Source organism: Bacteroides sp. OF03-11BH, from assembly GCF_003604005.1.
GTDB classification, from domain to species: Bacteria; Bacteroidota; Bacteroidia; order Bacteroidales; family Bacteroidaceae; genus Bacteroides; species Bacteroides ovatus.
In genome coordinates this window covers 68,612-90,884 of sequence record NZ_QTMW01000012.1, presented here as the reverse complement: position 1 = coordinate 90,884, position 22,273 = coordinate 68,612, and the positions used below count along the sequence as shown (strand labels likewise).

General features: G+C 43.0%; 15 protein-coding genes and 2 pseudogenes. 13 read left to right on the top strand and 4 right to left on the bottom strand.

What is annotated here, in order from left to right:
• Positions 1-149: 149 nt before the first annotated feature.
• The 9 genes and pseudogenes from DXA54_RS11475 (at position 150) to DXA54_RS11440 (ending at position 9,808) form a co-directional block, all read left to right on the top strand.
• Positions 150-1,028 carry a hypothetical protein gene (locus DXA54_RS11475; protein ID WP_008651763.1) on the top strand — a complete coding sequence of 293 codons (879 nt, stop codon included), beginning with the start codon at positions 150-152 and terminating at the stop codon, positions 1,026-1,028.
• Positions 1,029-1,046: 18 nt separating this feature from the next.
• Positions 1,047-1,427 (top strand): thioesterase family protein, encoded by a 381-nt coding sequence (locus DXA54_RS11470; RefSeq protein ID WP_004303823.1) that lies wholly within the window; start codon positions 1,047-1,049, stop codon positions 1,425-1,427.
• Between the two features lie 80 nt (positions 1,428-1,507).
• Positions 1,508-2,410, top strand: a complete 903-nt coding sequence (locus DXA54_RS11465; RefSeq protein ID WP_120079516.1) for a cation diffusion facilitator family transporter — start codon at positions 1,508-1,510, stop codon at positions 2,408-2,410.
• A gap of 47 nt (positions 2,411-2,457) precedes the next feature.
• Entirely contained in the window at positions 2,458-4,056 is a 1,599-nt protein-coding gene (locus tag DXA54_RS11460) for an aspartate:alanine exchanger family transporter (protein ID WP_008651761.1), read from the top strand.
• 46 nt (positions 4,057-4,102) lie between these two features.
• Positions 4,103-4,483 (top strand): hypothetical protein, encoded by a 381-nt coding sequence (locus DXA54_RS11455; RefSeq protein ID WP_120079514.1) that lies wholly within the window; start codon positions 4,103-4,105, stop codon positions 4,481-4,483.
• A gap of 84 nt (positions 4,484-4,567) precedes the next feature.
• Positions 4,568-5,230, top strand: a pseudogene (locus tag DXA54_RS28800) (TonB-dependent receptor); the annotation flags it as partial.
• Positions 5,231-5,572: 342 nt separating this feature from the next.
• Positions 5,573-6,889: pseudogene (locus tag DXA54_RS28795) on the top strand (TonB-dependent receptor plug domain-containing protein); the annotation flags it as partial.
• A 124-nt stretch (positions 6,890-7,013) separates the two neighbouring features.
• On the top strand, positions 7,014-7,355 hold the full coding sequence (locus DXA54_RS11445) for a hypothetical protein (RefSeq protein WP_008651754.1): 342 nt from the start codon (positions 7,014-7,016) through the stop codon (positions 7,353-7,355).
• A 113-nt stretch (positions 7,356-7,468) separates the two neighbouring features.
• Complete coding sequence (locus DXA54_RS11440; RefSeq protein WP_008651753.1) at positions 7,469-9,808, top strand: TonB-dependent receptor; 2,340 nt, start codon at positions 7,469-7,471, stop codon at positions 9,806-9,808.
• A gap of 335 nt (positions 9,809-10,143) precedes the next feature.
• Here DXA54_RS11440 and DXA54_RS11435 read toward each other — a convergent pair whose 3' ends face one another.
• A complete protein-coding gene (locus DXA54_RS11435) occupies positions 10,144-11,058 on the bottom strand; it encodes a cation diffusion facilitator family transporter (protein ID WP_004300135.1) in 915 nt (304 codons plus the stop codon).
• A 184-nt stretch (positions 11,059-11,242) separates the two neighbouring features.
• Here DXA54_RS11435 and DXA54_RS11430 point away from each other — a divergent pair, with 184 nt between their 5' ends.
• The 4 genes from DXA54_RS11430 to DXA54_RS11415 all read left to right on the top strand — a co-directional run bounded on the left by DXA54_RS11430 (position 11,243) and on the right by DXA54_RS11415 (position 17,942).
• Positions 11,243-13,549 carry a family 20 glycosylhydrolase gene (locus tag DXA54_RS11430; RefSeq protein WP_120079513.1) on the top strand — a complete coding sequence of 769 codons (2,307 nt, stop codon included), beginning with the start codon at positions 11,243-11,245 and terminating at the stop codon, positions 13,547-13,549.
• 265 nt (positions 13,550-13,814) lie between these two features.
• On the top strand, positions 13,815-15,587 hold the full coding sequence (locus tag DXA54_RS11425; RefSeq protein ID WP_120079511.1) for an ABC transporter ATP-binding protein: 1,773 nt from the start codon (positions 13,815-13,817) through the stop codon (positions 15,585-15,587).
• Positions 15,580-17,316, top strand: coding sequence for an ABC transporter ATP-binding protein (locus DXA54_RS11420; RefSeq protein WP_004300132.1), 1,737 nt, complete (start codon positions 15,580-15,582; stop codon positions 17,314-17,316). The genes DXA54_RS11425 and DXA54_RS11420 overlap by 8 nt, the downstream gene beginning before the upstream one ends.
• Positions 17,317-17,333: 17 nt before the next feature.
• On the top strand, positions 17,334-17,942 hold the full coding sequence (locus tag DXA54_RS11415) for a TetR/AcrR family transcriptional regulator (RefSeq protein WP_120079509.1): 609 nt from the start codon (positions 17,334-17,336) through the stop codon (positions 17,940-17,942).
• A gap of 318 nt (positions 17,943-18,260) precedes the next feature.
• Here DXA54_RS11415 and ccsA read toward each other — a convergent pair whose 3' ends face one another.
• The 3 genes from ccsA to DXA54_RS11400 are packed head-to-tail and all read right to left on the bottom strand — an operon-like array spanning position 18,261 to position 22,270.
• Positions 18,261-20,360, bottom strand: coding sequence for a cytochrome c biogenesis protein CcsA (ccsA, locus tag DXA54_RS11410; protein ID WP_032852976.1), 2,100 nt, complete (start codon positions 20,358-20,360; stop codon positions 18,261-18,263).
• A gap of 20 nt (positions 20,361-20,380) precedes the next feature.
• Entirely contained in the window at positions 20,381-21,535 is a 1,155-nt protein-coding gene (locus DXA54_RS11405; protein WP_004303734.1) for a Rid family hydrolase, read from the bottom strand.
• A 21-nt stretch (positions 21,536-21,556) separates the two neighbouring features.
• The gene (locus tag DXA54_RS11400; protein WP_004300128.1) at positions 21,557-22,270 is read right to left on the bottom strand and encodes a hypothetical protein; all 714 of its coding nucleotides are present in this window, start codon (positions 22,268-22,270) and stop codon (positions 21,557-21,559) included.
• Positions 22,271-22,273: the final 3 nt, after the last annotated feature.

The following is a 22,273-nucleotide window of genomic DNA, read 5'->3' as shown; positions in this document are numbered from 1 at the left end:
TACGGGGATATATATACGGGGGAAATACCTAAAAGAAATGAAAAAATGAGAGGCTTTAATTATATGTAGGTATTGGGAGGAGTGGATTAACTCGTTATTTTTGCAGTCTTTTACTAAATTGATGATTAAAAAATTAAAATGAGAAGAAAATGAAAGGCGGCTACAGTAGAAAAAGTGTATTGACAGGGATTACTTCTTTCCTGATTGTATTGTTTACTATGCCGTTGGGGCATGCATTAATGATTTTTATGGAGCATGTGCTCTCATCCACAGCTCTTCACTATGCGGCTTTCACGATGGGAGCAGTAGGTCTGGTGATGGTGATTATTGGAGTGTTTGCAAAAGGAGATACACGACAGACATTATGGGGATTATTCGGAGGACTACTCTTCTGGACCGGATGGGTAGAGTTTATCTACGTATATTATGCACATCGTTATGAAGTACAACCATTGCTGAACGCTGCCGGTGAAGTCGTGACAAAACCGGAATATTTAATCATGCCTTCCTCCTTCGGCTTTTGGATGATGTTTATGCTGATTTACATTTTCAGTATAAAAAGCGGATGCGACTTCTTTACCTATCTTCAAAAAGTCTTTTTCCGTAAGAGTACCACCATTGTAGTACGGCCGATGACACGTCATACCTCGATTGTTACTTTTATGGAGTTAAATCTCATCATGTGGACGAGCTATCTCGTGCTACTCTTCTGTTATGATGAGAATTTTGTCGGCGAGCATAGCCCTGTTACTGCTATAGTTGCTTTCGGCTGTCTGGTAGGTTCATTTTTTATGTTTAAACGCCTGTTGAAAATCACTCAATGGGGATATGCCATGCGCTTTTCTATTGCTACGGTAGTAGTGTTCTGGACTTTTGTAGAAGTATTGGGACGCTGGAATATCTTTCATGAAATATGGGTAGAACCAATGGCATATACAACAGAGATGATTACGATACTTTTGGCTTTTTTAGCTCTGTTGGCATTTCTGTTCTACCAGTCTGCTAAAAAGAAGAATAGTCATAACTAAAATATAGAATCAGAAATTATGTTAGAAAAAGGATTGCAATTTATAAAGGAAGTAGTGGTCAAACCGGAAAATCTGGCAGTGGCAATGGGATCGGGTGATCTCCCTGTTCTTGCTACTCCCGCTATGGTAGCATTCATGGAAAATGCAGCTTTGTCTGCTGTTGAAGATCAACTGCCGGAAGGCAATACAACGGTAGGAGCAATGATTCAGACTACACATCTTAAACCCACTGCATTGGGAGACACGGTTCTTGTAACAGCCACACTTCTTGAGGTAGAGGGACGAAAGTTAACATTTTCCGTAGTAGCCTCTGATTCACAGGGTAAAATTGGTGAAGGAACACATATACGTTATGTGGTAGACCGGAATAAGTTTATGGAAAAACTAACCAGTCGTTAATACTGCCAAAAGTGGAAAAGGATGAACTAATCTCCGGGTAAGATGTTTTTTGTATATTAGATATAATAACAATATATAATATGGAACCTCATCATCACCACGAACATAGTCATCGGTTGACATCGCTCAATAAAGCTTTTATCATAGGCATTGCTCTGAATATAACTTTTGTCATAGTAGAATTCGGAGTAGGGTTTTATTATAATTCTTTGGGGTTACTTTCCGATGCCGGGCATAATTTGGGTGATGTAACCAGTCTGGTACTTGCCATGTTGGCCTTCCGGTTGGAGAAAGTTCACCCTAATAGTCGTTACACGTATGGATATAAGAAGAGTACGATACTTGTTTCTTTATTAAATGCAGTTATACTGTTGATTGCTGTTGGCATTATTATTGCCGAGAGCATAGACAAATTATTTCATCCGGTTTCGGTTGATGGTTCCGCTATCGCATGGACAGCTGGGGTGGGAGTGGTCATCAATGCGCTTACTGCATGGCTTTTCATGAAAGATAAAGATAAGGATCTGAATGTGAAGGGGGCCTACTTGCACATGGCAGCAGATACACTGGTATCTGTCGGTGTAGTTGCTTCCGGTATTATTATTACGTATACAGGATGGAGCATCATTGACCCGATTATCGGACTTGGCATTGCTGTTATTATTATTGTCTCTACCTGGGGATTGCTTCATGACAGTCTCCGGTTGTCTTTGGATGGAGTACCAGTGGGGATAGACGCTCAAAAGATACAGCAACTTATCGTGGAACAACCCGGTGTGGAGAATTGCCATCACTTGCATATTTGGGCGTTAAGCACAACGGAAACCGCTCTGACTGCCCACGTTGTCATTGATAATATCACACAGTTGGAGGAAGTGAAACATCATATAAAGGAAGCACTCGAAGAGGCAGGCATTCATCATGCCACTTTGGAGTTTGAAGACGAAAGAGCTACTTGCAGCAACGAATGTTGTGAGGATTAAATAAAATCCGTACCTTCGCGCCCTTAAACTAACTAACCTTTATTTTTATGTTTACTGACTTATTGCATTCCTCTTATTTTTCCCTTTTCCTGATTGTCGCATTAGGGTTTATGCTGGGAAGAATAAAAATCAGAGGATTATCTCTCGATGTGTCGGCAGTTATTTTCATTGCCCTTCTTTTCGGGCATTTTGGTGTTATCATTCCTAAAGAATTAGGAAACTTCGGTTTGGTGCTCTTCATTTTTACCATCGGTATTCAGGCAGGGCCCGGATTCTTCGATTCTTTCCGCAGTAAAGGAAAGACGCTTATTCTCATTACTATGCTTATAATTTGTTCCGCCTGCCTGACCGCAGTCGGGTTGAAGTACGCATTTGATATTGATACACCGAGTATTGTCGGTCTGATTGCCGGTGCGTTGACCAGTACGCCGGGTCTGGCGGTTGCTATTGACAGTACCAATTCTCCTTTGGCATCCATTGCTTACGGTATCGCATATCCGTTTGGAGTAATCGGCGTGATTCTGTTTGTCAAACTGTTACCTAAAATTATGCGGGTAGATTTGGATAAAGAAGCCCGTCGCCTGGAGATAGAACGTCGCGGACAATTTCCAGAACTGACTACTTGTATCTACCGTGTCACCAATTCGCATGTGTTCAACCGTAACCTGATGCAAATTAATGCACGCGGTATGACGGGCGCTGTTATTTCCCGTCTGAAGCACAATGATGAAATATCTATTCCTACAGCCCATACAGTGCTGCGTGAAGGAGACTACATACAAGCCGTAGGTAGCGAAGAATCATTGAATCAGCTTGCTGTGTTAATCGGTAAGAGAGAAGAAGGCGAACTGCCTTTGGATAAAACGCAGGAAATAGAATCTTTACTGTTGACCAAAAAGGACATGATAAATAAACAACTGGGTGATTTGAACTTACAGAAAAATTTTGGTTGTACAGTGACTCGTGTCCGTCGAAGCGGTATTGATTTGTCTCCATCTCCAGATCTCGCTTTGAAGTTTGGTGATAAATTGATGGTTGTCGGTGAGAAAGAAGGACTTAAAGGAGTAGCCCGCCTGCTGGGTAACAATGCGAAGAAACTGTCTGATACGGATTTCTTCCCCATTGCGATGGGTATTGTACTGGGAGTGCTGTTCGGCAAAATAAATATATCTTTCTCTGATAGTCTGTCATTCTCTCCGGGACTGACCGGCGGAGTATTGATGGTAGCCCTTGTGTTGAGTGCGATTGGTAAGACAGGCCCCATCATCTGGTCTATGTCCGGACCTGCCAATCAGTTGTTGCGCCAGTTAGGTCTGCTTCTTTTTCTTGCCGAAGTGGGAACTTCTGCCGGTAAGAATCTGGTAGCCACTTTCCAGGAAAGCGGATTGCTGATGTTCGGAGTAGGAGCTGCCATCACATTGGTACCGATGCTTGTAGCAGCTATTATCGGACGTCTGGTATTTAAAATCAGTCTGCTCGATTTGCTGGGAACGATAACGGGAGGTATGACGAGTACTCCGGGACTTGCAGCTGCCGATTCAATGGTGGACAGTAACATACCGAGCGTAGCTTACGCAACTGTTTATCCGATTGCCATGGTATTTCTGATTCTGTTTATTCAAATCATAGCTTCGGCAGTATATTAACAGAATATTGTATAATCATTGATTGTTAAATAAATAGTTCGTATCTTTGCCGCCTCAAAGAAAAAATGAGGTGAAACGATTGTTATTGAATATTACACGCTACTTCTTACCGATACTGTTTGTGTCGTATCTGGCAAGCTTCACATTCTTTGCCCACGTGCATGTGGTCAATGGCGTGACAATCGTCCATTCACACCCATTTAAGAAAGGGGCGGCACATAAACACTCTACAGTAGAACTGCTACTGATTCATTTTCTGTCTCATTTAACGGCAGACGGTGCAGCCGTAGTTTTTGCTCTTTCCCTTTTTATTCCTTTCTTATTGTATTTGTTGCTCGGCCGTTCGCCGTATGCTCACTATCACTGTCCGTATCATGGGGTAGTGGGACTTAGAGCACCTCCGGTTATTCGTTTCTCCATTCTTTGAATGATGATACCGTACCTTGCATGAGGTAGGGCATTATCTGTCTATCCATGTGAATACTTATCGAAAACGAATAACAAACGAAAAATGAAGAAATACATCTTTTCGCTTGTCTGCCTGTGCTGCACATTGTTGCCTGCCCTTGAAGGACAAGCTCATGAATATCCTAATCATCCTGAATTACGTAAGTCAGATGCCAATATCGTTGGCCATATTCTTGATAAAAACACCAAAGAACACTTGCCCTATATAACAGTCGCCTTGAAAGGTACTACCATCGGAACGGTAACCGATGCTACCGGGCATTATTTCTTGAAGAATCTTCCCGAAGGCAATTTTGTGCTCGAAGTTAGTTCGGTGGGGTATAAAACCGTCAGACGGAATGTGACGCTGAAGAAAGGGCGCACATTGGAAGAAGATTTCGAGATAGAAGAAGATGCAGTTGCCTTGGATGGCGTAGTAGTATCTGCCAATCGTAACGAGACTACCCGTCGCCTGGCTCCGACACTGGTGAATGTGGTGGATCTGAAAATCTTTGAGAATACCAATTCTACGACTTTGGCACAAGGATTGAGCTTTCAGCCGGGTGTCCGTGTAGAGTCTAATTGTCAGAATTGCGGCTTCCAGCAAGTGCGTATCAATGGACTGGATGGCCCTTATACGCAAATCCTGCTCGATTCCCGTCCTATTTTTAGTGCACTTTCCGGTGTGTATGGCATCGAGCAGATTCCTGCCAGCATGATAGAACGTGTGGAAGTGATGCGTGGAGGCGGATCTGCTTTGTTCGGCTCGTCTGTTATTGCCGGAACAATCAATATCATTACCAAAGAACCGATGCGCAATTCCGGTATGTTATCGCATACCATTACAGGTATTGGTGATGGCGATGCTTTTGATAACAGTACGGCGCTGAATGCATCACTTGTGACGGACGACCAGCGTGCCGGTTTGTATATCTTCGGTCAGAATCGCCATCGTTCCGCGTATGACCATGATGGTGACGGATATTCTGAAATTCCCAAGATACACGGCCAAACCATCGGTTTCCGTTCATTCCTGAAAACAACGACATATTCGAAACTAACTTTTGAATATCACCACATGGAAGAATTCCGTAGGGGAGGAGACTTGTTGAACCGTCCACCTCACGAAGCGAATGTAGCGGAACAGACCGAACACTCGATCAATGGTGGAGGACTGAAATTTGATTATTTCTCACCTAACGAGAAACATCGTTTCAATGTGTTTGCATCAGCGCAGCATATCAATCGTGACAGCTATTATGGTGGCGGCCAAGATCCGAATGCTTACGGAAACACTACCGACTTAAACTGGATGGCAGGATCGCAATATGTCTATAGTTTCGGAAAATGTATTTTCATGCCTGCTGACCTGACTGCCGGAATAGAATTCAATCAGGATAAACTGGAAGACAATATGTGGGGATACCACCGTACAGTAGACCAAAAAGTGAATATCGGTAGTGCTTTCTTTCAGAATGAATGGAAGAATGAGCATTGGGGATTTCTGATTGGCGGTCGTTTGGATAAACATAACCTGATTGACCATGTGATATTCAGTCCGCGTGCCAATCTGCGTTATAATCCGACGGAAAATATCAATCTTCGTTTCAGCTACTCATCCGGTTTCCGTGCTCCGCAGGCTTTCGACGAGGATTTGCATGTGGAGAATGTAGGCGGTAATGTGGCGATGGTTGAATTGGCCGATAATCTGAAAGAAGAAAGATCACAGAGCTTGAGTGCTTCGGCAGATATTTATCATCGTTTTGGTGCGTTTCAGGTTAACTTTTTGGTAGAAGGATTTTATACAAAGTTATCAGATGTATTTGCCCTTACCGACGGAGAGGTAGTGGATGGAATCCTGACACGTACACGCTACAATGCACCGGGAGCCCGTGTGATGGGACTGACATTGGAAGGAAAGATGGCGTATCTGACTAAATTCCAGGTTCAGGCAGGAGTCACCCTGCAACAGAGCCATTATAGCGAACCGCATGTATGGAACAAAGAAGCTCCGGCTGTAAAGAAAATGATGCGTACACCGAATACTTACGGTTATTTTACAGCAACCTATACCCCGATAAAACCATTATCTATCGCTCTTTCCGGTACATATACCGGTTCGATGCTGGTTCCCCACGAACCAGTTCCGGGATTCCTTGAAAAACCGATAACGGTGAATACGAAGGACTTCTTCGATATCGGTTTGAAGGCTGCCTATGATTTCAAACTTTACAAGTCGATGAACTTGCAGGTAAATGCCGGTGTACAGAATATTTTCAATGCCTACCAGAACGACTTCGACAAAGGGGCTGACCGTGACTCCGGTTATATCTATGGTCCGTCATTGCCGAGAAGTTTCTTTGCTGGAGTGAAGATAAGTTATTAAAATTCGGTTAAGATTTAAAATCGTTATAAATAGGGATTGTTTTGCATGGAGACAATCCTTATCTTTGCAAAAAACAAACTAAACCCTGACTTAGGTGCACAGAATAAATGTGCAAGATGACCGAATGAAACAATTGTACCTACATATAATGAAGTGGTTTCTGCCTGTACTGTTTATCTCGTACATGGCAGGAATCACTTTGTTTACTCACTCCCATGTGGTCAACGGAGTTACAATTGTCCATTCACATCCATTTAAAAAAGGCAGCGAACATAGCCATACGACGGTTGAATTCCAACTAATTCATCTCTTGAGCCATGTGTTGGTAACCGACAGCGGTTTGATACCAACATTCTCTGTTGCTGCTTTATCTCTATTATGCATCCTGTTTGTCCGCCCGCAAATTGAGCAATTTTACCGTTCTTGTTCGGGCGTAATATCTCTTAGAGCACCTCCTATCGCTTAGTCTATCTTTTTGGGGGAACAGTATTAATGTATTAGGATCAACGATTAACGATCGCTGCTTCCCTTTCCCTTTATTATTATTTTTCGAATTAAAACATTAAAAGACTAACGACAATGAAGAAATATCTTTTAGTCCTGGTCGGCCTGTGCTGTGTCTTGTCATACGCATTGGCTGAACGTCCGGACTACCCTGAACTGAAGAAATCCGATGCGAATATAATAGGTCATGTACTGGATAAAAAAACGAAAGAACATCTTCCGTACATCACTATCGCACTGAAAGGAACGACCATAGGAACCGTGACCGATGCTACCGGGCATTATTTTTTGAAGAATTTGCCGGAAGGAAATTTTATACTGGAAGTTAGTTCAGTAGGTTACAAGACAGTGACCCGCAACGTAACTCTGAAAAAAGGAAAGACACTGGAAGAAGATTTTGAAATAGAAGAGGATGCGATTGCTCTCGACGGAGTAGTAGTTTCCGCCAACCGGAGTGAAACGACACGTCGTATGGCTCCTACTTTGGTGAATGTTGTCGACCTGAAACTTTTTGAAACCACCAACTCTTCCACTTTATCACAAGGACTGAACTTCCAGCCTGGAGTGCGTGTGGAGACAAATTGCCAGAATTGTGGCTTCCAGCAAGTCCGCATCAATGGTCTGGACGGACCATATACACAAATTCTGATAGATTCGCGTCCCGTATTCAGCGCCCTTTCCGGAGTGTATGGACTGGAACAGATTCCTGCCAGTATGATTGAACGTGTAGAAGTGATGCGTGGGGGAGGCTCCGCCTTGTTCGGTTCTTCAGCTATTGCAGGAACGATTAATATAATCACCAAAGAGCCTTTACGTAATTCGGGTCAGCTGTCGCACACCATAACTTCTTTAGGAGGAAGCTCCTCATTCGATAACAACACCTCGCTGAATGCTTCATTGGTGACGGACGATCATCGTGCCGGATTGTATATCTTTGGTCAGAACCGTTATCGGTCGGGATATGATTATGACGGAGACGGATTTACCGAACTGCCCAAATTGAAGAATCAGACAGTGGGTTTCCGCTCTTATCTGAAAACAAGTACTTATTCCAAACTGACCTTTGAATATCACCACATGCAGGAATTCCGTCGTGGAGGGGATATGTTGAACCGTCCTCCTCACGAAGCGCATATTGCGGAGCAGTTGCAACATTCTATTGATGGTGGAAGTTTGAAATTCGATTATTTCTCTCCGGATGAAAAGAACCGTCTAAGTGTTTTTGCATCGGCTGCCAATACAGACCGGGACAGTTATTACGGACCGGGTAACGATCCTCTGAAAGCCTATGGAAAGACAACGGATTTAACCGCTATGGGTGGTGCACAATACGTACATACGTTTGACAAGTGCTTTTTTATGCCTTCTGATCTCACGGCAGGGCTTGAATATAACCGTGACCGCCTAAAAGATAACATGTGGGGATATAACCGTCACACGGATCAGACGGTGAATATTTACAGTGCTTTTCTGCAGAACGAATGGAAGAACGACCGTTGGGGGATTCTGATTGGTGGTCGTCTGGATAAGCATAATATGGTGGATAATGTGATCTTTAGTCCCCGTGCCAACTTGCGTTTTAATCCTACCCAGAATATTAACCTGCGTTTAAGCTATTCTTCCGGATTTCGTGCTCCGCAGGCTTTTGATGAGGATATGCATATTGAAAATGTGGGCGGAACGGTGGCTATGATCGAGCGTGCAAAGGATTTGAAAGAAGAGAAATCCCAAAGTTTCAGTGTTTCTGCAGATATGTATCATCGTTTCGGAGCATTCCAGACGAATTTGTTGATTGAGGGTTTTTATACAAGACTGACCGATGTTTTTGTATTGGGCAAACCTTACGACCGTGGTGATGGTATATTAGTGAAAACACGTAGCAATGGCTCCGGTGCTAAAGTGATGGGATTGACACTGGAAGGTAAAGTGGCTTATCTTTCTATCCTGCAAATACAAGCGGGATTAACTTTACAACGTAGCCGGTACGATGAACCGCATAAGTGGCATGACGATGCACCGGCAGAAAAGAAGATTTTCCGTACTCCCGATACATACGGTTATTTCACTGCTACTTGTACCCCCATCAAACCTTTATCTATTGCTTTGTCAGGAACCTATACCGGCAGGATGTTGGTGCAACGTATGGATATCACCGCCGAGAATGCCGAACTGGGTGAAATGCCTGAAAGAAAAGCGGAAGCAATCAGAACACCTCGTTTTTTTGATTTGGGAGTGAAACTGGCTTATGACTTCAAGTTATACAAAACGGTTGATTTGCAATTAAACGGCGGAGTTCAGAATATTTTTGAGTCTTATCAGAAGGACTTTGACAGAGGAGCTAACCGGGATTCCGGTTATATTTACGGTCCTTCTTTGCCGAGAAGTTTCTTTGCCGGGGTGAAGATTAGTTATTAATCGGTCATAAAAATAGTTTCCCGGCACGGTACTTTTTGTTTCCTGCGTTGAAACACTTTGTTTCAAATGGTGAAACGATTTGTTTCACACCGGGAAACACTTTGTTCCAAGCCTTGAAACTAAAAGTTTCAAGCGGCTGAAACTAATATGTCGTATAGAGACCTGTTCTTTTCTCCTTGTTAATCATTGATTGATCGGGCGGTGATAGGTGATAGATGCGGTGATAGGTTGCAAACAACCTGTCACCACCCCTGAAATCCCCATGAATAAGAGCTTTTGGAAGTGTCGGTGATAGGTGATAGAGGAAAGTGAAAAAAACTCTGTGTAGAGATGGATCAAACCATATCTTTATCGACCCCGAATTTTTCTCCTGTCTGACATTTACCGGCAGGTTCCACATGTACCAGAATGTCATATACATTATCTACCGAATTAATGATGCTCTTCTCCACTGCATCGGCAATCTCATGGGCTTGCGTGATCGTGATTTGTGGATTCACTTCTATATCAAGGGTAATCATATAGAGATTCCCTATCATTCGTGACCGGACGCGATGCGGATTACTGGCACCGGGCACTTTCTCTACAGCCTCGAATATCTTATTATATACATTGACATCTTTCACCCCGTCCATTAGCTCCACATTGGAATCAATGAAGATGCTGATGGAAGATTTGATGATAAAGAGACTGATTATCAATCCTGTTATCGAATCGAGTATCGGCAATTTGAAGATAAAAGTAAATATCAATCCTAACAAAACACTGGTTGAAATGACAACATCATTACGCATATTGATAGCGTTTGCCGTGAGCATGGAACTGTTGATCTTCTTTCCCTGTTTGTACTGGTATGAAGCCAGTAAGAGTTTACCGATAATAGAAAATATAGTGACATAGATGGCGATAGCCGATGGTATCTCTTTCACTTCATCTGAAAAGATGTTTTTAGTGGATGATAGCAACATTTGTACACCGGCATAAAATATCACGAGTGATAGAATCTTTGTTGCGATCCCTTCCGCTTTCTCATATCCGAATACATATTTCTTTGAAGGAGGGCGGTTGATGAGGCGTGCCGTAAAAATCATAACGATAGAGATAACGACGTCGGTTGCCGAGTCGATACCGTCGCCGACTACGGCTAAACTACCGGCAAATAAACCGATTATGATTTTGGATACGGACAAGATTGCATTGCCAATTGTGCTGATCCACGAGGTTGTGATTAGTATTTTCTCTCTTGACATTGAAGTGACTCTTTATAATTGTTTGTAATGGGATTGGGGAGCAAAGATAAACATTAATAGGAGTCTGTGATATGAAGTCGCAAAAAACTTTTTCTGCCTTTTTAGTAGTTTATACGTTTTAGTTGTATTATATATAGATGGTCAATTAAAAACAGGACAATTAATTTATTAAATAGTTAACCGCATGTTCAAAAAACTAAGTAGCTTTTTTCTCATTGTGTCAGCTTGTATTTTTTCTTCTTGCACGCCTACCGTCAAGCAAGAGATTGCAATCTTACCTACCCCCGTTAGTCTGACCGAGCAGTCTGGCTCGTTTGTTTTAAAAGATGGAATGAAGATTGGGGTTTCCGATCAGTCCTTGTTTCCGGCTGTCGGGTATCTGCAGGAGATTCTTCGGAATGTCATATCGTCTTCTGTTGAAGTCACTACCGATAAGAGTCAGGTAGATATGTATTTTCAGTTGAAGGATACTGTTGGAAAGCCCGGCTCTTATAAACTTGAGTCTACGCCGGAGTATATTCGGGTAGAGGCAACTGACTATTCGGGTATTATTTCTGCTATTACTACTATTCGCCAGTTGCTTCCTGCAACGATAGAAGTGCAGGGAGAGAAACAGAATTATTCTATCCCTGTCGTGCAAATAGAAGATGCGCCACGGTTTGAATGGCGTGGATTTATGTTGGATGCTTCCCGCCATTTCTGGAATAAAAAAGAAGTGAAGCATGTATTAGATCTGATGTCTTTGTATAAACTTAATAAGTTCCACTGGCATCTGTCCGACGATCAGGGTTGGCGTATAGAGATCGAGAAATACCCGTTGCTTACAGAAAAAGGGGCCTGGCGTAAATTCAATACGCAGGATCGTACCTGTATGGCACGTGCGAAAGAAGAAGATAATACCGATTTCCTGATTCCGGAAGATAAGATACGCATTGTGGAAGGAGATACGCTGTATGGAGGTTATTACACTCATGATGATATAAAAGAAATAGTAGCCTATGCTACGCAAAGAGGTATCGATGTCATTCCCGAGATCGATATGCCGGGACATTTCCTGGCAGCTATCGGTCAATATCCGGAATTGGCGTGCGACGGATTAATCGGGTGGGGGGAAACTTTCTCTTCTCCTATCTGTCCGGGCAAAGATACAACGCTGGAGTTCTGTCAGAATGTGTTCAAAGAAGTTTTTGAACTTTTCCCTTATGAATATGTGCACATGGGTGGTGATGAAGTGGAAAAAGCCAACTGGAAGAAATGTCCTCTTTGTCAGAAACGGATTCGTACGGAGAAACTGGGTTCGGTAGAAGAACTTCAGGCATGGTTTGTACGTGACATGGAGAAATTCTTCCTTGCCAACGGAAAGAAACTCATAGGCTGGGATGAAGTGGTATCCGACGGATTATCTTCCGATGCTGCCATTACCTGGTGGAGAAGTTGGGCGAAAGATGCATTGCCTACGGCAACTGCACAAAAGCAGAAAGTGATTGCTTGTCCGAATGAATATTTCTATTTCGATTATGCGCAGGATCAGAATTCAGTAAAGAAAATACTTGCGTATGATCCGTGTGCAGACGAGCGGTTATCGCCGGAACAGAAGAAATATATCTGGGGTGTGCAGGCGAATCTCTGGGCTGAATGGATTCCGACAATGAAGCGCATTGAATATTTGATTGTTCCCCGTATGATAGCGTTGAGTGAAATAGCTTGGGCGGAGCCGACAGCTAAACCGGGTCTCGAAGAATTTTATCGTCAGCTTGTTCTGCAATTTAAGCGGATGGATGTGATGAGGGTAAATTATAGGGTGCCTGATTTGCAGGGATTCTATAAAGTGAATGCATTTATTGATGAAACAACTGTGGAATTGACCTGCCCGTTACCCGGTACTGAAATACGTTATACGACAGACGGCAGTATGCCTACCAAAGAATCAGCTCTTTATAACGGTGCTTTGGAAGTTGGGAAGACTACGGATTTCGCTTTCCGCACTTTTCGTCCGGATGGTTCTCCTTCGGATGTGGTGCGTACCAAGTATGTAAAGGCTCCTTATGCGGAGGCGGTGACTGCTCCGGCTGCTTTGCAGCCCGGCTTGAAAGCAGTATGGCACGATTTCCGTGGTAATCTTTGTGCGGATATTGATGCAGCTCCTGTCAAAGGGGAGTATGTGGTGGAATCGGTATCCATTCCCGAAGAGGTGAAAGGAAATATCGGTCTGGTATTGACCGGCTATCTGGAAGTTCCTGCCGATGGTATCTATACATTTGCCCTTCTCTCGGACGACGGTAGCACATTAATGCTTGACGGTGAATTGTTGGGAGATAATGATGGAGCACATTCGCCGGTAGAGATTATTGTGCAGAAGGCTTTGAAAGCTGGGCTTCATCCGATAGAGGTACGTTACTTCGATTGTAACGGAGGCGTATTGCAGATGGAACTGGTGAATGAAAAAGGTGAAAAAGAAGTATTGCCAAGTGCATGGCTGAAACATGAATAGCAAATTTCATTATTTTTAGGTATTGTCCGTCTTGCCGGCGAGCTGTACCTTTGCAGAAAATATTTGAAAACTTATGCGAATCAGTGAGAGACAAGTCGAGATTAATCATATATCAAAGGTGCACATGCACCGGATTGAATGGGATGAAGAGAGCTTATAGAAATATAAGCTCTCTTTTTTTTGAACGATTTCGAATATTGTTCTTTTTTGAAAACAAGCGATAAGTTAAATGATTGTCGAACTTAATATAGATTGAACGTACGTTATGAGTACATTGAAAAAACTTCAGAACTACATGGGTAAACGGAAAGTGCTTTTGCCTGCGGCAATGCTGCTGTCTGCCCTAAGTGCCCTGGCGGGCATGTTGCCTTATATCCTTATTTGGCTGATTGTGAGAGAACTGCTTGAACACGGAGAGATAACCTCTTCCGGTAATGTGGTGACGTATGCCTGGTGGGCAGCAGGCATGGCCGTGGCGAGCATCGTCCTTTATTTTGCCGCATTGATGTCTTCGCATCTTGCAGCTTTTCGGGTTGAATCGAATTTGCGTAAAGAAGCCATGCGCCAGATAGTGCGTATGCCTCTCGGCTTCTTTGACATTAATACGAGCGGACGTATTCGCAAGATTATAGATGACAATGCAGGGGTTACCCATAGTTTTCTGGCACATCAGTTGCCCGACCTTGCGGCTACTTTTCTAGTGCCGTTGGTAGCTGCCATACTGATTTTTGTGTTCGATTGGATACTCGGTCTGGCATGTATCGTCCCTGTAATTATTGCCATGCTGGTTATGGGTTTTATGATGAATGCGGAGGGACGGCAGTTTATGAAAAGCTACATGACCTCTCTGGAGGAAATGAATACCGAAGCTGTAGAGTATGTGAGAGGAATTCCCGTAGTGAAGGTTTTCCAGCAGACTATTTACTCTTTCAAAAACTTTCACCGCTGTATCATGAATTATAATAAAATGGTATTCGGCTATACACGAATGTGGGAGAAGCCGATGTCGCTCTATACCGTAATAATCAATGGTTTTGTGTTTTTCCTTGCTCCGTTGGTTATTTTGCTGATTGGTTATTCAGGTAATTATGCATCGGTATTACTTAATTTCTTCCTGTTTGTTCTCATTACTCCTGTATTCTCCCAAAGTATCATGAAGAGTATGTATCTCAATCAGGCTTTGGGGCAGGCGAGTGAAGCTATCGGACGTCTTGAGAATCTGGTTGCTTATGAGCACCTGACTGTTGTAGAGCATCCACAACCGGTAAAGGAATTCAGTATTCAGTTCGAAAAAGTTTCCTTCAGCTATCCGGGAGCTAATCAAAAGGCGGTGGATGATGTTAGTTTCACTATTCCGCAAGGAAACACAGTAGCTCTTGTCGGAGCTTCGGGCGGAGGGAAAACAACGATTGCCCGTCTAGTTCCCCGTTTCTGGGAGGCAACGGAAGGGAAAGTTTTAATAGGTGGCATCAATGTAAGAGAAATCGCTCCCGAAGAACTGATGAAATATATTTCTTTCGTGTTCCAGAATACAAAGCTGTTCAAGACTTCTCTGCTCGAAAATATCAAATATGGTAATCCCGACGCGACAATGGAGGAAGTGGAACGGGCAGTAGATATGGCACAATGCCGGGAAATTATCAATAAACTTCCGCTCGGACTGAATACGAAGATTGGTACGGAGGGAACATATCTCTCCGGCGGGGAACAGCAACGGATCGTACTGGCACGTGCAATCCTGAAAAATGCTCCCATCATTGTACTGGATGAGGCGACTGCTTTTGCCGACCCCGAAAATGAGCATCTCATCCAGCAAGCCTTGAAAGAACTGACAAAAGGAAAAACCGTATTGATGATTGCTCATCGTCTTTCAAGCATCACTGATGCCGACAATATCCTCGTCATTGACAAGGGGAAGATTGCGGAACAAGGTACACATGCCAACCTGCTTGGAAAACAAGGCATCTATTATCATATGTGGAATGAATACCAGCAATCTGTTCGCTGGACAATAGGAAAGGAGGTTTCTAATGATTGAAGTAATAAAAAGACGTTTTGCCCTTTCAACTAAAGGAGCGAAAGATTTCTGTAAAGGTGTGTTTTTCACTACACTGCTCGATATTGTATTGATGTTGCCGGCGGTATTTGTTTTTCTTTTTCTTGAGGAATATCTTCGTCCTGTGTTTCAGCCTTCGGCTTCGGTGACGCATGGTATTCTCTATTATAGCATACTCGGTATTGTCTTTATGATAGTCATGTATATATTTGCGGTATTGCAATATCGTAGTACCTATACCACCGTTTATGATGAGAGTGCAAACCGGCGTATCTCATTGGCGGAAAAACTTCGCAAGTTGCCTCTGGCTTTCTTTGGCGAAAAGAATCTTTCCGACCTCACCGCCACGATTATGGATGACTGCACTGATCTCGAGCATACTTTCTCGCATGCGGTTCCCCAGTTGTTTGCTTCCATTATCAGTATTCTGCTTATTACCGTCGGCATGGCATTTTATAACTGGCAGTTGACGATTGCTTTGTTCTGGGTAGTGCCGCTTGCTGCCGCAATCCTTCTTTTCTCGAAGAAGGAAATACAGAAAAGCAATGAAAGTAATTATCTGAACAAGCGGATGGTGACCGAGCATATCCAGGAAGGACTCGATACCATTCAGGAGATAAAATCCTACAATCAGGAGAGAGACTATCTGGAAAAACTGGATGCGAGCATTGATACCTATGAAAAGGTATTGACTCGTAATGAACTGGTGCTCGGCATGTTGGTAAACGGTTCCCAGAGTGTATTGAAACTCGGACTGGCAAGCGTTATTATCGTTGGTGCCAATCTCTTGGCTTCGGGTACGGTTGATTTGTTTACCTATCTTATATTTATGGTTATCGGGTCGCGTGTGTATGCTCCGGTCAGTGAGGTGATGAATAATATTGCCGCTTTGTTCTATTTGGATGTGCGTATCAATAGAATGAATGAGATGGAAGCATTGCCGGTACAAAACGGGACTACCGAATTCACTCCTCAAGGTTATGATATCGAATTCAGACAGGTAGACTTTGCTTATGAGCAGGGAAAACAAATTCTGAATAACTTGTCTTTTATTGCCCGGCAAGGTGAAAAAACGGCTTTGGTTGGTCCTTCAGGTAGTGGCAAGAGTACGGCGGCCAGGTTGGCGGCACGTTTCTGGGATATCCAGTCGGGAAAGATTACCCTCGGCGGGCAGGATATCAGTCGGATTGATCCTGAAACTTTGTTGAAAAACTATTCCGTTGTCTTTCAGGATGTAGTTCTTTTCAATGCTTCCATTATGGATAATATCCGTATTGGCAAACGGGATGCTACGGATGAGGAAGTCCGGAGAGTTGCCCGCTTGGCACAATGTGATGAGTTTGTCACTAAAATGCCGCAGGGATACCAGACGATTATCGGTGAGAATGGAGAAACATTATCCGGCGGTGAGCGTCAGCGTATTTCCATTGCCCGCGCTTTGTTGAAGGATGCTCCGATTGTTCTGTTGGATGAGGCTACGGCTTCGCTTGATGTTGAGAATGAAACCAAGATACAGGCAGGTATATCTGAATTGGTACGTAACAAAACGGTGCTGATTATTGCGCACCGTATGCGCACCGTTGCCAATGCCGACAAAATTGTAGTATTGGAGAATGGAAGTGTTGCTGAAATGGGAACACCGGAGGAATTGAAAAAGAAAAATGGTATATTTGCCCGGATGGTGAACAGACAGGTTACAAATATGAATTGATAAATAGCAACGATACTATGCAATTTTTGAAAGGAGATATACAAGAGGGAATCTTGAAGGCAGCCGAAGAAGTGTTTCTGGAAAAGGGATACAAGGATGCCTCTATGCGTGAAATAGCTTCGAGGGCAGGGGTGACGGTGAGTAATATCTATCATTATTTCACCAATAAGGATGAGATATTCCGTACGATTCTGAAACCGGTATTGAATGATCTGTATGCTATGATTTATAATCACGATGCAGATCAGATGACGATAGACGTCTTTATGGATTCGGATTATCAGAAAATGTCTGTACGGGAATATATCAGATTGGTCTCTGAACATCGTGACCGTTTGCGGTTGCTGCTTTTTCAGGCACAAGGTTCTGTTTGGGAGAACTTCCGTTCTGAATATACAGATTTGATGACGCGTACGATTTCTGTTTTTTTTCAAGGAATGAAGCAGAAATATCCGCATATCAATATAGCAATAACTAACTTCTTTATTCACCTGAATACGGTATGGTTGTTTGCCCTACTCGAAGAGCTGGTGTTGCATCCTGTGAAGAAAGAAGAGATGGAGAAGTTTATAGCGGAGTATATCGCTTTTGAAACGGCTGGTTGGAAAGAGCTCATGAATGCATGAGCTCTCTCACTTTATTCTCTTACTGATATAAAAAAACGTCCGGCTTTCACAAGCCGGACGTCCTTGCCTCTTTTAGAATATGTCATCTATTCATATTCCAAAATGAATACATTATATGGTTTTTTCAACTTAACAACCAAATAAAAGAAATGCGGGTGAATCACTTCGGCCGATTTCTATGTATTTTTAATGTGGCTACGTAATATAATTATGACTAATTAATTTAATTCTGATACTGCAAAGATAGGGGCTTTCCGCTTTTCCCGCAATCCCCTAAAATGGGTATTCTTCTATCAATTACTAGCTATATATAGTGGTTCAGGCGTTTGCATAACTATGCATCCCTCCAAGAACATAATTTACCCCGAAATAGGTCATTAAGACGGTCAGGAAAGCAAGAATCATATAGATATGGAAGAATAGAGGCTTGCGGAAAATGCGCAGACTTTGTGAATGGAAGGCTACTCCATATACCAGAAAAGTAATCAGTGCCCATACTTCTTTCGGGTCCCACGCCCAGTATCGTCCCCAGGAAACGTTTGCCCAAACTGCTCCCAGAAAGATGCCTGCTCCTAAAAAGAAGGTGGCAGGGTAGAGTAGCAAGCGGCTGACTAGCGTCAACTGTTCTATCCGGTTGTCTTGTATAGCGTCGTTTCCGGAGACATTGTTTTCCGATTCTTTTTTCCGGAGGCATAATGCCAGTATTCCGTTTAGCATGATGAATGCCAATAGGGCATAAGACATCATAATCAATGAAACATGAATACTTAGCCATGGAGAGACGAGCACCGGCATTAATGGGGTTATCTGGGGATTCATTTGTCCCAGATAGGAAACCAACAAAGCAAAGCCGGAGAGGAGGAATCCGAATGGAAGTATAAATGGGAATCTTCGATGGAGCAGACAGGCTATCAAAAGAATACAAAGAGCCATAAACTGCATGGTTTCGTAACCGTTGCTAAGTGGAATACGACCGCCGATGTACCAGCGCAGGCAATACCCTGCTAAATGGAATATGAAAGCAAGATAGAGTGCAACAGAAAAGAAAGTTCCTGCTGTGCGGGAAATCGTTTTGGCTTTGGGCGAGAGGGTATTTCTTTGCAGGCTGTTATGAAGTAGAAGCAGGAAAGACAACACTCCCAATGACAGATTTATCATAAAAAGAATCTTGCTGAACGGAATCCGGTTGTAGAGTAATTCTGCTTTCACTTCCAGTTCGGAGAGAGGTTGCACGCTGCCATCAGTGGGTAATGGATGGATGAATGCTCCTTTTTCCAACATCAGGATCAGGCCTACTTTTTCATCTGTTTCCTGGATTGCTTTGGCGAGTTTGCTTTGTTGTCTTTGTTCACGTTGCCAATGTTCACGGAGACGGTAAACAGAACCGTCAAATAAATCAGTTAATCGAGCATAAGGTGTTTGTAAGTTTAATAAATGCTGTAATTCTGTATTTTTGATGTATATCAATGGCTCATTTCTCCACACTTCCGGATAAAGTAACCAGCCACCTATCACTTGTTCAGGTGTCAATCCTTTATATGAAGCTTCTCCTGTCAGTTTCTGAATGAAATCACGGGCTAATGTGTTGAAAGGTACTACCCGGTCGTGATAAATAACCTGTTCCTGTGCTAAACTGTCCGCTTGTGTTCGTTTCAATGCAGGAAGGAGTTTTTTTTGTGCTTGCATGTTACCTGCAAGGCAGAAAATAAACAGTATAAATACACCTCCTTTTTTAAGTAGCGGGTGGTTTAGCAGGCGTCGGAAATCACTACTGCGGGAAAATAGTAGCCAAATCATGGAGAGACCGAGCAGGATATATCCTGCATAAGTCACTCCTGTTCCCCATGGATCATAATTGACAGTCAGCCAGCTCCCTTTTCCGTCATCATCGAAAGATGACTGATAGAAACGGAAACCTTGTGATGTAAATATACGATTCATTGAAATCTGTTCGTGTAATAGAACATTTTTCTGTCCGGGAAGAGAGTAGGTGATATAGCTGATGTAGTCTGCCGGTGCTTCTGTTCCGGGATAGTATGCTATACAGAAACTATCTAGTTGTATTGTGAATGGCAGATCAGCTTTTCTGCCGCTTTCCGATTCCAGGAAACTGTCTATCGTTGCCCCCGGAAGCAAGTGTACGTATCCTTTTTTGCTTCCGATAAACGTAATCATGGCCCCCACCAAGATAACGAGGAGGGAGCCATGAAACAACAATATGGGGAACCGTCGCCATAAAGCGCGTCGGATGAGAGCAACAAGTGCAATGGTGGCAATTGTTCCCCACAAACAACAAAACCAACATGTATGATATATATTTCTTTCTACAAAATCTGTCCCATACGCTTGTTCTACGAAAGTAGTCACAGCGAGTAGTCCCACCAGACAGATATATAAGATAATAAGTAACCTTTTCAACTGTATAATCTTTTATGATATTAAAATGGAGCGTATTCCTTGTTCTTACATTCTTTCACTCCCATACATTCCATCTCAATCAACCATCCGGGACGGCATACCGGAGCATGAACAAATACTTTAGGAGTATGTGGGAAACGTTTGTCATACATTGCTTTAACAACTGTATAGTCGGCTATGTCACGCAGATATACAATCATTTGTCCCAAATCTTCAAACGTGCAGTCCGCTTCTTTCAACAGGGTTTCCACATTCTCCCACATTCGTTCTGTCTGTTTGCGGATGTTGCCGGGATATACCACATCGCCTTTGTTGTTGATACTTGCCGTTCCTGAAATAAATACCTGTCGGCGGTCTCCATAATCTACATACGTGCCACGTTCAAAGCTTACTCCATATTCATAAGTTGGGTTCAGATGGGTAGGAGCATAGAGGAAATGAATCTGTTCCGGTTGCAGTCCTGCTACGGCGTAAGTATCCATTTGTACCAGTACTTTCGGGTCGGCATGCCGGCCGTCGATGCCTGTGCTGGAAATATAATGTGTTTTTTCTGTCAGGTTTTGGGTGACGAAAACTTCATTACGTGCTTTCACTACTCCGGCATAATTCACATCTACATTTTGCACGAAAAACCATGTACGGATACAATTGTCTGCCAGTTTACAACCTTGTTCCATGAGTTGCATCACATAGTCGTTCAATAATAGACGGGTCTGGTATTCCGAATTGGCGGCACGATTGAATGCACTACCGCCCCAGAAGTGGCGATAGGCACTGTGTTTCACCTCAAAAAGCCCGTTATGTAAGACTTGTGTCTGTACATCTGTCAACAGGTAAACCCATAAGGCTATTTTTGTTCCGTCCAGCGGGGGCTGTTCCACAATGGAAAGTGCGCAGTCCGAACCTTCGGTTGTCAATGCCAGTAGTGTATCTGCCTGATTGGCAGCGTCACTAAGGAAATAACGTTTGAGGATGGCAACTGCTCCTTTCAATTCTTGGGTAAGTAAATAATCGTAGGTGTTTAATACTGCATTCAGCTGTTCTTCGTATGTATCTTCCGGTTTAGTAGAATGAATGATAATATGATACTCTGAAGCTTCTCCTCCTGCATTATATTTAAAAATCTCTGTTAGCGTCTTTTCAGACTGAATATTCTGTTGTTTTTTGTTGTTCATATCAGTTGGGTAAATAACTATTTATTCTTGCGCACCGTTATTGATCCAGTCGTCAATAAGGGTCAAAATCGGAGATGATACTATTTCTTTTGAGTGATCGTATCCCCAGGTTGAACTAATAGTGGTATTCAATAATGTGTGCAATACGCTTTCTTGCGCACTGCCCGGCTTGACGAGTAACATGCCATCTACTTTCTTCGACGGGCGGTTGACCAGTGCCTCGTAACTTTTGCCTTCTGTCAGATACAGGTTGGCTGCTGCCGAACTACTTCCGCCATGACAGTGTGCGCATGTCGTATTAAATACTTTTTCTTGAATGCCATGGTACATACCTACATTTACAGTTCCCACATCCATAAGGATGGTGTCGTCAACTGCTGTAAGGTCGTCCATTGACTGAAAACTGATAACTCGTTTTCTCAATTTATTAATAACGCACAATTCAATAGTGGTTACTTTATCACTGACTCCTGTCATCGTAACCTGGATCTCATCATCTTCGACCGCCGGAATTGTTTTGGTGACAACGGCATACTCGCTCTCATCATTGAAGCCTGCCACTACAACACTATAACCATCGGGCCATTTACTGATACCATTGATCTTACCGCTCATCTTCAGCGTGCGTCCTTCTTCTGATAGGGTCTCTGTCTTTTCGTAAATACGTCCGTCATCGCATGATGTGATATATGCCAATAACAGTAGATAACCTCCGAAAAGAATATATTTTTTCATAAA

What these genes read in the sequence shown, in the direction of transcription:
- DXA54_RS11475 (WP_008651763.1), top strand. Translation starts at nt 150, where the DNA reads ATGAAAGGCGGCTACAGTAGAAAAAGTGTATTGACAGGGATTACTTCT.
- DXA54_RS11470 (WP_004303823.1), top strand. Translation starts at nt 1,047, where the DNA reads ATGTTAGAAAAAGGATTGCAATTTATAAAGGAAGTAGTGGTCAAACCG.
- DXA54_RS11465 (WP_120079516.1), top strand. Translation starts at nt 1,508, where the DNA reads ATGGAACCTCATCATCACCACGAACATAGTCATCGGTTGACATCGCTC.
- DXA54_RS11460 (WP_008651761.1), top strand. Translation starts at nt 2,458, where the DNA reads ATGTTTACTGACTTATTGCATTCCTCTTATTTTTCCCTTTTCCTGATT.
- DXA54_RS11445 (WP_008651754.1), top strand. Translation starts at nt 7,014, where the DNA reads ATGAAACAATTGTACCTACATATAATGAAGTGGTTTCTGCCTGTACTG.
- DXA54_RS11440 (WP_008651753.1), top strand. Translation starts at nt 7,469, where the DNA reads ATGAAGAAATATCTTTTAGTCCTGGTCGGCCTGTGCTGTGTCTTGTCA.
- DXA54_RS11435 (WP_004300135.1), bottom strand. Translation starts at nt 11,058, where the DNA reads ATGTCAAGAGAGAAAATACTAATCACAACCTCGTGGATCAGCACAATT.
- DXA54_RS11430 (WP_120079513.1), top strand. Translation starts at nt 11,243, where the DNA reads ATGTTCAAAAAACTAAGTAGCTTTTTTCTCATTGTGTCAGCTTGTATT.
- DXA54_RS11425 (WP_120079511.1), top strand. Translation starts at nt 13,815, where the DNA reads ATGAGTACATTGAAAAAACTTCAGAACTACATGGGTAAACGGAAAGTG.
- DXA54_RS11420 (WP_004300132.1), top strand. Translation starts at nt 15,580, where the DNA reads ATGATTGAAGTAATAAAAAGACGTTTTGCCCTTTCAACTAAAGGAGCG.
- DXA54_RS11415 (WP_120079509.1), top strand. Translation starts at nt 17,334, where the DNA reads ATGCAATTTTTGAAAGGAGATATACAAGAGGGAATCTTGAAGGCAGCC.
- DXA54_RS11405 (WP_004303734.1), bottom strand. Translation starts at nt 21,535, where the DNA reads ATGAACAACAAAAAACAACAGAATATTCAGTCTGAAAAGACGCTAACA.
- DXA54_RS11400 (WP_004300128.1), bottom strand. Translation starts at nt 22,270, where the DNA reads ATGAAAAAATATATTCTTTTCGGAGGTTATCTACTGTTATTGGCATAT.